Here is a 12,960-nt window from a genome sequence, read left to right as displayed (position 1 = left end):
GAAGGAATGCGATTCCGTCACGTTGGGACTTTGCTTTCCCGCTCCCGGCCCGCCTCCGCGCAGGAGAGGCGGGCCGGGAACGGTCGTCCTCAGGTGGTGAACTCGTAGAGGTCGTAGGCGACCATGACGAGCCGTCCTGGGGAGTCGTTCCAGCCGAGGGCGGAGCCGAGGGGGCTGGTGACCTCCTGATAGCCGATGACGTCGAGGGCGGCGTCCGCGGTGCCCATCCAGAGGGCGCCCTCCTCGGTCGAGGCGAACCAGCACGGCCCCCGCGAGGAGGCGCCCCAGATCGTGCTGAAGTTGAACGCCTGCGGCCTGCGGGAGTCGACGATCAGGTTGGCCTTGTCGCGCAGGGTGATCTGCCAGGTCGTCCTGTCGATCGAGAAGTACCAGAGATTGTGGTCGTCGGGGCCGACCGAGCAGTTGGCGACCAGCAGCGACTCGCCACGCACGCTGAGGTGGTTGATGCCCCGCTGGGCCTGGGGGTTGAAGACCGTCTGCGACAGGATTCTTCCCGACGGCACCTCCACCACGCAGACGTACCCGTCCTCGGAGCCGGTGACCACGCGCGCCAGATTCCTCGAGTCGGTCACCGCCTCGACCGAGTAGACGTCGTGCAGGTCCCACGGATTGACGGGCCTGGGGTTCCTGATGTCGGCCGACCGCAGGAAGGTGAGCGTCTCGTGCCCGGGATGGTAGGTCCAGATCGAGAGGTGCCCCGTCGAGTGCCCGACCACCAGGCTGTTCGGCGATCCGGCGGAGACGCCGTTCCCGCCGGTCGCGGCCCCGAGTGAGCCGTCGTAGCCGTACGTCCTCGCCAGGCGCAGATCGGACCACTTCCCGCTCGGCGAGACCCACAGCGCGATGGACCGGTCGTCGTTCGAGGTGACGATCGCCCGGCGGCCCAGCGGGGCGAGCATCCGCACCCCCTGGAAGGCCGGGCTGTTGACCGCCTCGTTGATGAGCGGGCCCGCCGTGGCCGAGGTCGTGAACCTGAAGACGGTCATCGACCCGTCCCAGCGCCCAACGGCGAAATGGTCGTCGTCCAGCCAGGCCAGGGTCTGCGCCATCTCGTAGGTCGTCCCGTTCGGGGTGATGGGCAGCACGGTCGCGGTCCTCGGGGGTGCGGGGAAGTCCACTCCTCTCTGGGCGAGCTCCTCACGGGAGCGGACCACGGGCGGCACGAGCGGGCCCGCCGCCTCCGCCGTCCCTGAGGCCCGCGTGGCCTGCGCGGTGTGCTGCCGCGCCTTGTCGGCGAACGCCGGGGTCGCGCCGCCCACCAGGTCCGGCGCGACCACCCCGGAGGCGGCGGCGGCCACCGCCAGGCCGCTCCTGAGGAGCGACCGCCGGTGCATGTGACCGTCCTGGCTGTTTTCCGAATCCATGCGGTACTGCCTTCCTTGGACTTTTGTGCTTCTTTGAGACGCTCAAGCCTTTCGTTATCGTCTTCGATTGTCCGCAGCCGTTTATGCCGACTTTTCCGGATGTGAGGTTAAGGGGTTTCTCCGGAGGGCCGGAACGTGTCCGAGGAGATCACCTGATCTCTTTTGAGATGATCTGGAAAAGGTTTACCAGGCGAGGACCCCAACGGGACGCGATGTCGTCGTCGAGTGCGATGATTTTCCTGTTGCGGACCGCGGAGATCCTCTTCCACCTGGGGCGGTCGGTGACGGTCGCGGCGTTCTGCCCGCAGCATTTTGTGTCGGCCAGAAATATGATGTCCGGATTGGCGTGCACGATGTCCCTGCTGGACAGTTTGGGATAACCGGATCCCTCGGTATCGAACTCATCGGCTATGTTGTCGAGCCCGAACATGTCGTAGATCGACCCGATGAAGGTGTCCGAGGTGACCGAATAGTAGGTGTTGTCGAGTTCGTGGTAGTAACGCTGTACGGAGGCAGGCTTCTTGGTTGTCCTGATGATTCTGCTGATGCGCTGTCGCATGTCCGAGACGAGCTTTTTCGCCTGTTCCTCGTGCCCGGTTTCCAGGCCCAGCTCTTGGACCTGCTGATAAACGCCTTTGACGTCCTCGGGGGCCGGTTCGATCAGCACCTTGACCCCTTTCTCCTCGAGAGCGGGGACGACGCTGTTGACACCGGTGGCGGGAGGGCGCTCCGAGAAGATCACTATGGTGGGCCGGTAGGTCAGTATCCGGTTCAGGTCCGGATTGAGACCGGAGAGCTCGGAGTCCCTTCTCTCCCTGACCTCCTTCGGGTAGTCGGAGTGCTCGTCAACGCTCACGACCTCCTCTCCCGCGCCGATCTCGAAGAGGGTCTCCGTGGCGGAGGGGGACAGGGAGACGATCCGTTCCTGACTCGTCGAGCAGCCGCCCGTGACGGAGGCTCCAAGGATCAGCAGGAGCGTGAGAACGGTGAGCGGAGTCCGCCTTCGCGAGATCACGCCGTGCGCTCCCGCGTACTTCCCGCGATGCTCACCGGAACGCGCCGGGCCGTACTCGCCGGAATGCGCCGGGCGGCGATCGCCGGGAGAAATCGGGGCGTGCTCCCTGAAGCGCGTCGGATCGTGGTCATCAGAGGGCATCGGATGGCGGAGGGTCATTTCTTCCGCACTCCTTTTGCCGCGGTCCACAGGAAACCCTCGGGGAGCCTTGTCCCCGCCGTTATCCGCTTCGCGGACCTGAGCTGGCCAAGGGTGATGTTCCGGGCGCCGCGCAGATCCGCCGAATCGAGGTCGGCCTGCCCCAGCTTGGCGTTTTTGAAGTCGGCGCTGCTGAGCTTGGCGTTTCTCAGCGTCGCTCCGCGCAGGTCGGCGTCGACGAATTTCGCATGGGCGGCCGAGATGTCCGGCATCGTCGCGCCCCCGAGTTCTGCGTGGGTGAAGTCCGTGCTCGGGAAACGGGCGTTGGACAGCTTCGCCCCCGTCAAAGAGGCGTTCTTGAGCTGCGAGAAGGAGAGGTTCACCATTTCGAGGTTCGCGTTGGCGAGATGCGCGTACATCAGGTCCGCGCCGACGAGGTGGGTTTTCCTGAGGTCGACCACCTCCGGCTGCCTCTGAATCGTGCGGCGGCCGATCACGCTCAGAGCCGCCTGCGTGTCGAGGTCGGGGTGATCCGGGAGTCTTCCATTCTTTCTGGAGAGGATCTGTTCCGTCTTGACGCGGATGAAGGCGCACAACGCCTCGGTGACCACCGGCTGGTCACGCGCCGAGTCGCCGGCCACTCGCTCCAGGGTGTATATGCCGCTCAGCCGGACCGTGGGCTCCCGGGAGGAGAGCTGGTTCACGGCCTTGGTGAAGCGCTCAGTGATCTGGTTGTCCTGCGCCTGTTTCAACTGTTCGCGCGCGACCTTCACCGCGTCCGACGACGTCTGCACCGAGCCGCCCGCGAAGATCAGGGCACCGGCCGTCGCGAGGCCGGTCACCAGGGTCCCGATCGCGTTGAACCAGTCGAGAAAGGGGCTGTGACGGCTGCCCTGCGGTTCGCTCGCGGTGGGCCTCGGCTCGCCGGGCGGCGGTTCGGATCGGACCTCCGGGGCGGGGGGAACACTCGCGGAAGGCGGCTTTTTTCTTCCGCGAAGTAATCGTTTGATGCGATACGAAGTGCTTTTGAGGGGATTTGTCCATGTTTTCATCCGGGGACGCCTCAGCGCATAAGGGTAAGCTTAATCCGGTGCCCCAATACTGGCACTTCCCCGGGAAATACGAGATGGCGTCCCGGCTCCCTGCTTTCCCGTTTATGGATGCCCGAAAACCGGAGTCCCGTCTCCGGTGGAATACCCTGAGAACGCGTCCGCCGATTCTGGAAAAGATCGGCGCGGCCTCGCGGGCCCCTTGACGACCGCCGTTTCCCGAAGAGGCCGAGAGGCGTGCGAGGAAGCGGGGGAGTCGGTCACCTGGCCCGTCGGCTCCCAGGCGAGGAAACCGCCATTGCCGACGCGGTTCCAGCCGGTACCGGAGGGCCCGTCTGAGTGGCCCCCGCACACCCGACGAGCCCGCCGTCCACCACGAGACCACCGTGCGCGTCGCGTGCGTCAACGAGGGGGTGTGACCTCAGGTGAGATATGTGGCCGGACGTGACGCACGCCTGGCTAGTCGCCGGACGGCTGTGCCGTGGCCAAGAGGTGGCGCTGCTGTCGGCGCAGCGCGGCGTCGAGCTTGAGGGTGTCCTCGACGACGATGTCGTCGACCATGCGGCCCCAGCGGAGAGTGACCCACTGCATGGCGATGTTGCGGTAGGGCGTCCCGTCCTCCAGCGTGCCCGCGACCTGCAGCCACACCGCGACCTTGGTGTTCCACGGCCAGCCACCGGCCACGACGTCCACGAGCCGGAGGCGGACGCCGGGGAGGTGCTCGGTGAACCGTGCGAACCACGCCCGGAACGCCTCCGGGCCGCGCACGTCCGCGCCCAGCGCGGTGTCGCCGACGAACCGGAACCGCAGATCGGGCGCGGCCATCGAAACCGCTGCCTCGTAATCGCCGGTGTTCACCTTGCGCCAGGTCCTCCTGACGACTGATCGTACGATCGCGTGATACATGAGGCGTACGGTATCCTGCTGACTTGCTTAAAGCAAGGGACTAAGACATGACCAGAACCGACTTCGCCGGGATCGCATGTTCGATCGCCCGTTCCGCGGCGATCGTGGGCGACCCCTGGGCATTGCTGATAGTGCGCGACGTGGCGCTCGGCCTTCACCGGTTCGACGAGCTCCAGCACGACCTCGGCGCGGCTACCAACGTGCTGAGCCAACGGCTCGAGCGGCTGGTGGAGGGCGGCGTGCTACGGCGCGAGCGGTACTCGCAGCGGCCCGACCGATACGAGTACCACCTGACCGAAAAGGGGCGGGACCTGGTGCCGATCCTGCTCGCGCTGACCGCGTGGGGCGACCGCTGGGAAGCCGGTGACGCGGGCCCGCCGCTGATCATCCGGCACCACACCTGTGGCAACGACACCCAGGCCGCCGTGACCTGCCGGTCGTGCGGCGACGAACTGACGGCCGAGCAGGTCGACTACCAGCCTGGCCCGGGCGGCCGCACCGGCCGGGGCACCTCCCTCATCTCCACTCTTCTCGTCGGGCCGCCATCCACATCGGCGTGCCCGACGGGCGACGGAGACTGCTCCTGAGACAGGCCCCGGACCGCGCTCTCACCGAGCGTTCGGCGCGCGGTGTGAATGCCTGACAAGCTCCCCGCGGACTTCCAGCCGGGGAAAAACGGTGACTCCTCCGCTCCTTTTAGGGGGTGGAGGAGTCACAGGGCTCTGAACCGCTCCGGGGGACTCCCGGTCCAGGTTCCGCGTGATGAGTTTCGAAGCGCCACGGCGAGCGGACGGCGAACTGATCGAGCCGATTCGGGTGGATCTCTTCCGTGGAATCGAAACGTGTGCGTACACTTTTTGTATGTGAACGGCACCGTTTCGATAGGAGGTGGGGATGCCGACGCGCCGACGCGGCGAGATCCGGGAGGAAGCCATCCTGCTCGCGGCCATGAGCCTGCTGAGCGAGGTCGGCTACGACCAGTTGACCATCGAGGCCATCGCGGAGCGTGCCCACGCCAGCAAGGCCACGATCTATCGACGATGGCCGGGCAAAGCCGACCTGGTGGGAACGGCCATCCGGCGGTACGCCGGAACACCGGTGGCTGCCCCGCCCGACACCACGAACCTGCGTGACGACCTGGTGGCGGTACTGCTGGCACTGCGGGCCAGCCTCACCGGTCAGGACAGCGCGCTCATTCTCGGGCTCCTCGCCGCGATGCGCCGCGACTCCGATCTCGCGCAGACCGTACGACGGCACGTCCTCGACCACAAACGCGATGTGTTCGCGGCCGTCATGGCCCGAGCCGCAGCCCGAGGCGAGGTTCCCCAGACGATCGACCACGCACTCCTCGCCGAGATCAGCTCGGCCGCGCTGCTGTCTCGCCTCCTCGTCACCGGCGAACCTCTCGACGACCCGTTCCTGCACACGCTCGTGGACGCGGTGCTGCTTCCCATGCTCAGCCATCAAATCGGCCGACGATAAGGACCCCTCGCAGTGTGGCAAACGATCGTTCTCGGTTTCCTCGGCGGCCTCGTCGCCGGCAACGGACTGCCTCATTTCATCCGCGGCATCACCAGAAGGCACTACCCGAGCGCACTGGGCAGCGGGCCCGTCCCCAACCTCGTCGCGGGATGGGCCGGCCTCGTCCTCGGCGGCCTGCTGCTGTGGTGGGCGCACATCGACCGACACCCCGAATCGGCCTTTGCCTCCATCGGCGTGAGCGTCCTGCTCATTGGCCTCTTCCACGCGGGCCCAGGCGCCTTCGGACGCAACGAAGCACCACAATGAGCCCCATGCCCTGTGCTGATGACCGTCTCATGCGGTGTGGCCGGGGCGATCACCGTGGGATCAACGCCACCAGGCGTCGAGTGGGGTGACCGGAACGACCCGCTTGTGCCGGGTCGCGAGGTAGACCGACTCCACCTTCGCCGCCACGTCCGGTGTGACGTCGGCGCCTTCCAGATAGTCGTCGATCTGGGTGTACTTCAGGCCGAGCGCCACCTCGTCGGGCAGTGCGGGCCGGTCGTCCTCGAGGTCGGCGGTCGGCACCTTCTCCCAGACACTCGGTGGTGCGCCCAGTTCCTGCAGCAGAGCGGCGCCCTGGCGCTTGGTCAGTCCGGTCAGCGGGGTGACGTCGACACCGCCGTCGCCGTACTTGGTGAAGAAGCCGGTCACCGCCTCGGCCGCGTGGTCGGTGCCCACGACGAGCAGGCCCAGCTGCCCGGCGATCGAGTACTGGACCACCATGCGTTCGCGGGCCTTGATGTTGCCGCGGACGAAGTCCCGCAGCTTGGGCTCGTCGCCCAGCAGCTCCCGCAGGCCGAGCGCCGCCTCGGCGGCGACGGCGTCCGCGCTCGGCTTGACGTTCACGGTGATCGACCGGTCGGGCTGGATGAACTTCAGCGCGATCTGCGCGTCGTGCTCGTCGGCCTGCACACCGTAGGGCAGCCGCACCGCGACGAAGGTGGCCTCGTGCCCCTCGGCGCGCAGTTCCTCGCTGGCGAGCTGGCACAACCTGCCGGTCAGCGTGCTGTCCTGGCCGCCGCTGATCCCGAGCACGTAGCCCTTGGCCGGGGTCGAGCGCAGGTAGTCCTTGAGGAAGTCGACCCGTTGCCGGATTTCGACCTTGGGGACGATGGTCGCCTTGACGCCGAGTTCGGTGAGGATCTGCTCTCGTAGATTCGACACCCAGGTACTGTACTGGCCGAAATCGAACCGGGGGAGACCGGTTCGTCCCCGTCGCGCCAGGCCGCCGGTCCGGCCCTGGCGCGCAGCAGCGCAGGGCCGTACCCGTCGTGGACCTCGGCCGCGTTCTCGGGGCGGGCGGCGCGTCGCGCAGCGGCCTGGCCGCTCTCAGGGCCGGAGATCGGACTCGGACGGCGAGGAATGCCGTCCTGATCGTGACGACGACATTACGGAGGGTGATGGTGGTGGCTGTTCACGGTTCGGGGTGAACAACTGTCCGGAGAAAAGGACGACTACAGGGCCATGCGGGTTTCCAGATTGCGGAGCCGCTCGGGGACGGTGCGGTAGTGGGTGCCGAGCTGTCTGACCGTTTCCCGGGCGGTGGGGTGGAAGCGGGTCATCTGGGGGGCGATTCTGTCGGCGTTGAGAATGCGCTTGAGAGTTTTGTCGTGGTCGTTGAGCCAGAGGTGGGTTCTGGCCATGTCGATCTCGTGGTGTGCCCTGCGTTCGGCGTAGAGAGTGGGGGGAAGCGTGAAATCCGCGTCCAGGCGGACCGCCTCGTCATAGTCGCCGAGCTCGGTCGCCACCGCACATCCGTGGATGGCCACGTTAATGGGGCTTGCTTCCGATCCGTACGGATCCAGTCGATTTCGCGAGGTCATGCGAGCCGCTGTTTCGGTTGCGAGGCCGTGATGCTCCCAGGCTTCCGACGCCCGTCCCATTCGTGCTGCGGACACGGCGGCACGGAGATGAAGCGAGGCGTAGATCTCCTGCCCCGCAGGTTCGGAGCGGTCCACGTCGTCTGCCGCCTGTTTCGCCGTCGTCAGTGCGATGTCGCCGAATCCAAGGTTGAGCAGCAGAAGTGCGCGGCCCAGTGGGACCAGGTGTCGCAGGTAGGGGTCGTTGGCGCGTGACGCGGTGGTTGCGGCCCGATCGATACCGACCTGCGCCAGGTCGTTGTAGCCGAGCCGACGTGCCAGGGACGCCGCCAAGGCATATGAGTGGTTCAGCAGGTGCCATGCCTTCGGGGCATTTGACTCCAATGCGTGAGTTGTCAGCTCTTCGATGGTGGCCGGTAGGCGGCTGCTCAGACTGATATGGGCGGTTGCTTCTTGTAGCTTCTGAAGGCTGATCAGTTCTTCGGCCAGCTCTTCCAGTGATCTGGGAGGGATTTCCAGTTCGGGGGGAATGTCGATGTAGGCAAGGGTACGTCTGATAACGGGAATCGCGGCGTGTACGGCGTCGGTGCGCTTGTCCGGTCCACGGTAGGGCTGGCCGTTGAGTTCGGCGACGTCGATCGCGCAGGCGCGGGCCACGGCGGCGACGAGGGCCGGGGTGGCGGGTTTGTGGCCCGACTCCACCTGCGCGATCAGGCTGCGGGAGACGTGGGCCCTGGCGGCCAGGCCGGTCTGGGTGAGGCCTCGCCGTTTCCGTATCCGCGCGATGCGGCGGCCGGTGGATTCGTTCTCGACGCCTGGATCGGGATTCCAGTCGCGCTCGGCCATATCGACTCCTCTCGCCCTCGGGCGGTGCCTTCACCATAACTTCCCGTCCCGCCCTTGAAAATCATCTTTTCCGGTGACGGCCCCACCTGCCTCCGCTTTCACGTTCTTGGCGGGAAAAAGTTCGAAGGGAAATCCATTGTTCACGTTTCCTGTGAACAATGGACCGGAAGGTCGTTCACGGGGTCTGTCTCCGATCGGATTGTTCGCGGCCCGAGGCGGGATCCCTGCGCGAGGTGCACGCCGAGCTGAGGAGGCGTCACCCCGGGCCGTTCTTCGACGGCCTGTACGTCACCTGGGATGACCTGCGGCGGGATCCGGAGGAGACCCCGGCGGGGCCCGCCGTGCACGAGTGGCGCTTCGAGGAGTCGAGCAGGTTCGAGCGGCATCTGGTGACCTGGCACGTCCTTTCCCGGGGAGGGGTGGCCGTGCGCGGCCCCTCCGTCGCGGAACTCGGCATCCACACCGACCGGGACGCCCTGGCCCGCCGTACCCGGGAGAACCTGGCGACCTACTGGACGCCGACGGGTCGAGAACGGCTCGCGGCTGCTGTCGCCGTGGGGAGTCGCGGTTCTCGGCGCCTACCAGACCACGTGGGGCGCGCTCGGCGTCACCCGGCTCCACCACACTCTCGTGACGGGCGAGATAGGGTCCAAGACCGCCGCGGGTGAGTACGCCCTAAAGGTGTTCGACGAACGTTGGCACCGGATCGTCCGCGAAGCCCTGCGGATCAGGAACGGCGGGCCGCCCCTCTATCGCAACCCGCTGCGTCGTCGGTCCGATCTTCTGGCGTACATGACCATGGTGCTGGAGAGCGAGACGAGGGGAGAGCGGCGCGGGACGTCGCGGCGCCCCTGACCTCGCGGATTCAGCCGACGGGGGCGGCCTCCGGGTGAAGCGCGCCTCCCGCGGTCGGCCGCCGGAAGCGGCGACCACGAGGGATCATAAGTCCAAATAGAGAGCACTGCTCTTGACTCGCTCCGGGGGGAGGGGCATGATTACCCCATCGAGAGCAGTGTTCTCAAAAGTGACTAATGCTCATGGGGGAATCATGAAGTCCCAGTTCCTGCAGGTCGAAGCAGGTCGGATCGCCTACGACGACGAGGGCGACGGCCCCCCGGTGGTCATGATCCCGGGCATGCTCGACAGCCGGGAGTCCTACCGGTTCCTGCGCCCGCTGCTCGTCGAGGCGGGCTACCGGGTGGTGACGATGGACATCCGCGGCTACGGGGAATCCTCCATCGACTGGGACGACTACTCCTACGCCGCCCAGGGCCGCGACATCACCACCCTGGTCGCGCACCTGGACGCGGGGCCCGCCGTCCTGGTCGGCAACTCCTACGCCGCGGGGTCCATCATGTGCGCCGCCGCCGAGTCCCCGGAGCTGGTCGCGGGTGTGGTGCCGATCGCGAGCTTCGTCCCGAACCTGCCGGTGGGACCGGTCAAGCGGGCGCTGCTGGCGCTGGTCGGCCGGGCGGTCGTGGCCTTCCCCGCCGTGTGGGGCGTCTATCTCAAGATGGCCTACCCCACCGCGCCGCCCGCCGACTTCGCCGAGTACCGCGCCCGCTCCGTCGACGCGCTGCCCGCCCGCAGGAAGGCGACGCGCGCCTACGTCACCGCGGGCCCGATGGGCGAGGAATGGCTGGACCGCGTGACCTGCCCCGCGCTGGTGGTCATGGGCACCGCCGACCCCGATTTCGCCGACCCCACGGCCGTGGCCGGACTCCAGGCCGCCAGGATGGGGGCGTCGCAGGCGCTGATCGAGGGCGCGGGCCACTACCCGCAGGCGGAGTTCCCCGAGGCTCTCGCCGAGGCGCTGCTGCCCTTCCTCGCCAGAACGCACCGGTCTTCCACGCTGACGGGCTCTTTCGCCCCGACCGTCTCCACGTCGGCGGCCTGAACCCCAGGCCCGGCGCCCTCAGCCTCGAGCCTGAGTCCTCACCGGGAGACGCGCGGTCTCAGGGGACGATCTTCTGGCGGGCGCCGGTCCGGGAGGCGTGCTCGACGGCGGCCAGCACGCGGTGCTGCCGCACGGCGTCGTGGAAGGAGGGAAACGCCTGCCGGCCCTCCGCGAACGCCGGGGCCACCCGCCGGTAGAAGGCGGCGATGTGGGTGGCCGGGCCCCGGAAGCCGCCGGGCGGCGCGTGGTGGCTCGGCAGGGGCAGCTCGGCGCGGGTGCCGTCCGGGGCCGAGTGGACGATCGTCCAGTCTCCCCAGTGCATGTACTCCGACGATCGGACCGGGGTGACGGTCAGCGCGCCCTCGTTTCCGGTGATCTTGATCTGGAAGCCGCTGGGCGTCCCGCCTCCCCCGTGCACGCTCAGCGCGGCCGTCGCCCCGCTCTCCAGAAGTCCGTGGGCGGCCACGTGGCTGGGCACCCCGCTGGGCACCCGCTCGCCGGTCTCCGCCACGACGACCTCGCGATGGCGGTACGCGAGCGAGGCGGAGACCTCCGTCAGCGGGCCCGCCAGGTGTTCGGCCATCGCCAGGAAGTGCCCGGCCATGATGGTCAGGAGGTTCGACCCCGCCGCCGGATCGACGCTCCAGGCGAGGTCCGGGAAGATGCGGTCGCCGCCGAGCGGATCGCCCGCGGCCACGACGGTGATCGACTCCAGCTCGCCGATCCGGCCCTCGGCGATCAGCTCCTTGACGAAGGCGGCGGGATGGGAGTGGAAGCCCTGCAGGACGACGGCGTGGACGACCCCCGCGGCGGTCGCGGCCTCGGCCAGCTCGACGGCCTCGGCCAGGTTCACTCCCAGCGGCCATTCCGACACGACGTGCTTGCCGTGGGCGAGCGCGGTCCGCACCGCCTCCGCGTGGCCGGGCGCCCTCACCACCGCGGCGACCACGTCGACGTCCGGATGGGCGGCCAGCTCGCCCACGTCGGCGAACGCGTGCTCGATCCCGAACGCCGCCGCGGTACGGCGGGCACTGTCCGGCTTGGTGGTCGCGACCGCGGTCACGGTGTACTCCTCCAGACCGAGGAGTGCCGGCAGGTGCGCCGCCGTGCCCCATCCCCGGCCAGGGCTGGCGCCGACGACCCCGACGCGGATCGGGCGCGCGAATGCCGTGCTCATGTCTCTCCTTCGCTCGTGTTTCCCGCACAAATTATGTATCGATCGGTAAAAAACTAGTCCGGCCCGCGAGACGGTGTCAACGGGGTAACGTACCGATTGGTAAGAAACTTGGAGGTGCGCATGCCGGGAGGGCGTCCACGCGCGTTCGACCCCGAGGCCGCGCTCGACCGCGCGCTCGAGGTCTTCTGGCGCCAGGGGTACGAGGGAACGGCGATATCCGATCTGACCGCCGCCATGGGCATCAACCGCCCCAGCCTCTACGCCGCCTTCGGCAACAAGGAGGAGCTCTTCCGCAAGGTGTTCGACCGCTACGTCGACGGGCCCGGCGGGTACGCCGCGCGGGCCCTCGAGGCGCTGCGGGCACGGGAGGTGGTCGAGCGCCTGGTCTACGGCGCGATCGAGCTGACCGCGGGCCCCGCAACCCCCCGCGGCTGCCTGAGCGTCCGCTGCGCGCAGCCGGGCGGCCCCGAGACGGACCAGGTCAGGGACGAGGTGGTGGCGCGCAGGCGGGCGGGCGAGGTGGCGCTCGCGGCCCGCCTGACGCGGGCACAGGAGGACGGCGACCTGCCCGCCGGCTGCGATCCCGCGGACCTGGCCCGCCTCGTCATCCTGCTCACCGACGGCATCGCGGTCCAGGCCGCCGGGGGCGCGAGCCGGGACGAGCTGCTCAGGGCGGCCGAGGTCGCGCTGCGAAACTGGCCGTCGGAGAGGTGACGGCGAGCGGTTGACCCCGTTGGCCGCCGCGACCTTGCGGGCCGGCTTCGGGGGCTATGGATAGGAAGGGCGTGGTGGGGGCTGGGGGGTCTCGTCGCCGATGGTGGGAGGCCTGCCGGTGGCCGTGGAGAACGGGGTCAGGGAGAACATGACGCGGTGGGTGTCGGCGCGGGTGCCCTTGCCCGAGGCGCCGGCCTCGACCACGCCGAGGGTGAGCTTGCCCTCACCGCCGCGTTCGCGGGTGATCTGCACCAGGAACTCCACCTCGACCGTGCCGACGGTGAAACGCAGCTCCTCGCCCAGCGCCTCGGCCCGGCTGCGGGCCCTGGCGACCTCTCCTCGGACCAGCTCCATCGCCTCGGCCAGCGACAGTGGCTCGTCACCCATGCTCGGCTCCCGTCTGACGGCGCGATTCACACGATAGAGCGCTTCACCTTCATTGGGAGGGCGTATAACGCGATTGATGGCGTTTTGGGGAGATGCTCCGGC

Annotated in this window: 15 protein-coding genes; 7 read left to right on the top strand and 8 right to left on the bottom strand. The window is 68.1% G+C overall.

The features are described 5' to 3' along the window. Positions 1–89 precede the first annotated feature (89 nt). The 4 genes from AB0395_RS10830 to AB0395_RS10815 form a co-directional block, all read right to left on the bottom strand. The gene (locus AB0395_RS10830) at positions 90–1,385 is read right to left on the bottom strand and encodes a WD40 repeat domain-containing protein (RefSeq protein WP_366279118.1); all 1,296 of its coding nucleotides are present in this window, start codon (positions 1,383–1,385) and stop codon (positions 90–92) included. Positions 1,386–1,533: 148 nt separating this feature from the next. Then, on the bottom strand, positions 1,534–2,400 hold the full coding sequence (locus tag AB0395_RS10825; protein ID WP_366279116.1) for an ABC transporter substrate-binding protein: 867 nt from the start codon (positions 2,398–2,400) through the stop codon (positions 1,534–1,536). 155 nt (positions 2,401–2,555) lie between these two features. Beyond that, positions 2,556–3,380, bottom strand: coding sequence for a pentapeptide repeat-containing protein (locus AB0395_RS10820; RefSeq protein ID WP_366279114.1), 825 nt, complete (start codon positions 3,378–3,380; stop codon positions 2,556–2,558). Between the two features lie 666 nt (positions 3,381–4,046). Further along, complete coding sequence (locus AB0395_RS10815) at positions 4,047–4,493, bottom strand: nuclear transport factor 2 family protein (protein ID WP_366279112.1); 447 nt, start codon at positions 4,491–4,493, stop codon at positions 4,047–4,049. Positions 4,494–4,540: 47 nt separating this feature from the next. Here AB0395_RS10815 and AB0395_RS10810 point away from each other — a divergent pair, with 47 nt between their 5' ends. The 3 genes from AB0395_RS10810 to AB0395_RS10800 all read left to right on the top strand — a co-directional run bounded on the left by AB0395_RS10810 (position 4,541) and on the right by AB0395_RS10800 (position 6,281). Beyond that, the gene (locus AB0395_RS10810; RefSeq protein ID WP_366279110.1) at positions 4,541–5,080 is read left to right on the top strand and encodes a helix-turn-helix domain-containing protein; all 540 of its coding nucleotides are present in this window, start codon (positions 4,541–4,543) and stop codon (positions 5,078–5,080) included. Between the two features lie 307 nt (positions 5,081–5,387). Then, entirely contained in the window at positions 5,388–5,975 is a 588-nt protein-coding gene (locus tag AB0395_RS10805; RefSeq protein ID WP_366279108.1) for a TetR/AcrR family transcriptional regulator, read from the top strand. A 12-nt stretch (positions 5,976–5,987) separates the two neighbouring features. Beyond that, positions 5,988–6,281, top strand: a complete 294-nt coding sequence (locus AB0395_RS10800) for a hypothetical protein (protein WP_366279106.1) — start codon at positions 5,988–5,990, stop codon at positions 6,279–6,281. 60 nt (positions 6,282–6,341) lie between these two features. Here AB0395_RS10800 and nadE read toward each other — a convergent pair whose 3' ends face one another. Both nadE and AB0395_RS10790 read right to left on the bottom strand, forming a co-directional pair. After that, positions 6,342–7,181 carry an ammonia-dependent NAD(+) synthetase gene (gene nadE / locus AB0395_RS10795; RefSeq protein ID WP_366279104.1) on the bottom strand — a complete coding sequence of 280 codons (840 nt, stop codon included), beginning with the start codon at positions 7,179–7,181 and terminating at the stop codon, positions 6,342–6,344. 290 nt (positions 7,182–7,471) lie between these two features. Then, on the bottom strand, positions 7,472–8,683 hold the full coding sequence (locus AB0395_RS10790; protein WP_366279101.1) for a helix-turn-helix transcriptional regulator: 1,212 nt from the start codon (positions 8,681–8,683) through the stop codon (positions 7,472–7,474). Positions 8,684–8,916: 233 nt separating this feature from the next. Between AB0395_RS10790 and AB0395_RS10785 the strand changes: the two genes are divergently transcribed. The 3 genes from AB0395_RS10785 (at position 8,917) to AB0395_RS10775 (ending at position 10,580) form a co-directional block, all read left to right on the top strand. Further along, entirely contained in the window at positions 8,917–9,351 is a 435-nt protein-coding gene (locus AB0395_RS10785; RefSeq protein ID WP_366279099.1) for a hypothetical protein, read from the top strand. Continuing rightward, positions 9,314–9,538, top strand: coding sequence for a hypothetical protein (locus AB0395_RS10780; protein WP_366279097.1), 225 nt, complete (start codon positions 9,314–9,316; stop codon positions 9,536–9,538). The genes AB0395_RS10785 and AB0395_RS10780 overlap by 38 nt, the downstream gene beginning before the upstream one ends. Positions 9,539–9,731: 193 nt before the next feature. After that, positions 9,732–10,580 carry an alpha/beta hydrolase gene (locus AB0395_RS10775; RefSeq protein ID WP_366279095.1) on the top strand — a complete coding sequence of 283 codons (849 nt, stop codon included), beginning with the start codon at positions 9,732–9,734 and terminating at the stop codon, positions 10,578–10,580. Positions 10,581–10,638: 58 nt separating this feature from the next. Here AB0395_RS10775 and AB0395_RS10770 read toward each other — a convergent pair whose 3' ends face one another. After that, positions 10,639–11,757 carry a Gfo/Idh/MocA family oxidoreductase gene (locus AB0395_RS10770; protein ID WP_366279093.1) on the bottom strand — a complete coding sequence of 373 codons (1,119 nt, stop codon included), beginning with the start codon at positions 11,755–11,757 and terminating at the stop codon, positions 10,639–10,641. 120 nt (positions 11,758–11,877) lie between these two features. Between AB0395_RS10770 and AB0395_RS10765 the strand changes: the two genes are divergently transcribed. Beyond that, positions 11,878–12,471, top strand: a complete 594-nt coding sequence (locus tag AB0395_RS10765; protein WP_366279090.1) for a TetR/AcrR family transcriptional regulator — start codon at positions 11,878–11,880, stop codon at positions 12,469–12,471. 54 nt (positions 12,472–12,525) lie between these two features. Here AB0395_RS10765 and AB0395_RS10760 read toward each other — a convergent pair whose 3' ends face one another. Next, the gene (locus tag AB0395_RS10760; protein ID WP_366279088.1) at positions 12,526–12,858 is read right to left on the bottom strand and encodes a trypco2 family protein; all 333 of its coding nucleotides are present in this window, start codon (positions 12,856–12,858) and stop codon (positions 12,526–12,528) included. Positions 12,859–12,960 lie beyond the last annotated feature (102 nt).

This window comes from Streptosporangium sp. NPDC051023 (assembly GCF_040689595.1).
Taxonomy (GTDB): Bacteria; Actinomycetota; Actinomycetes; order Streptosporangiales; family Streptosporangiaceae; genus Streptosporangium.
The sequence above is the reverse complement of the archived record's forward strand: the minus strand, read 5'-3'. Positions and strand labels throughout refer to the sequence as shown.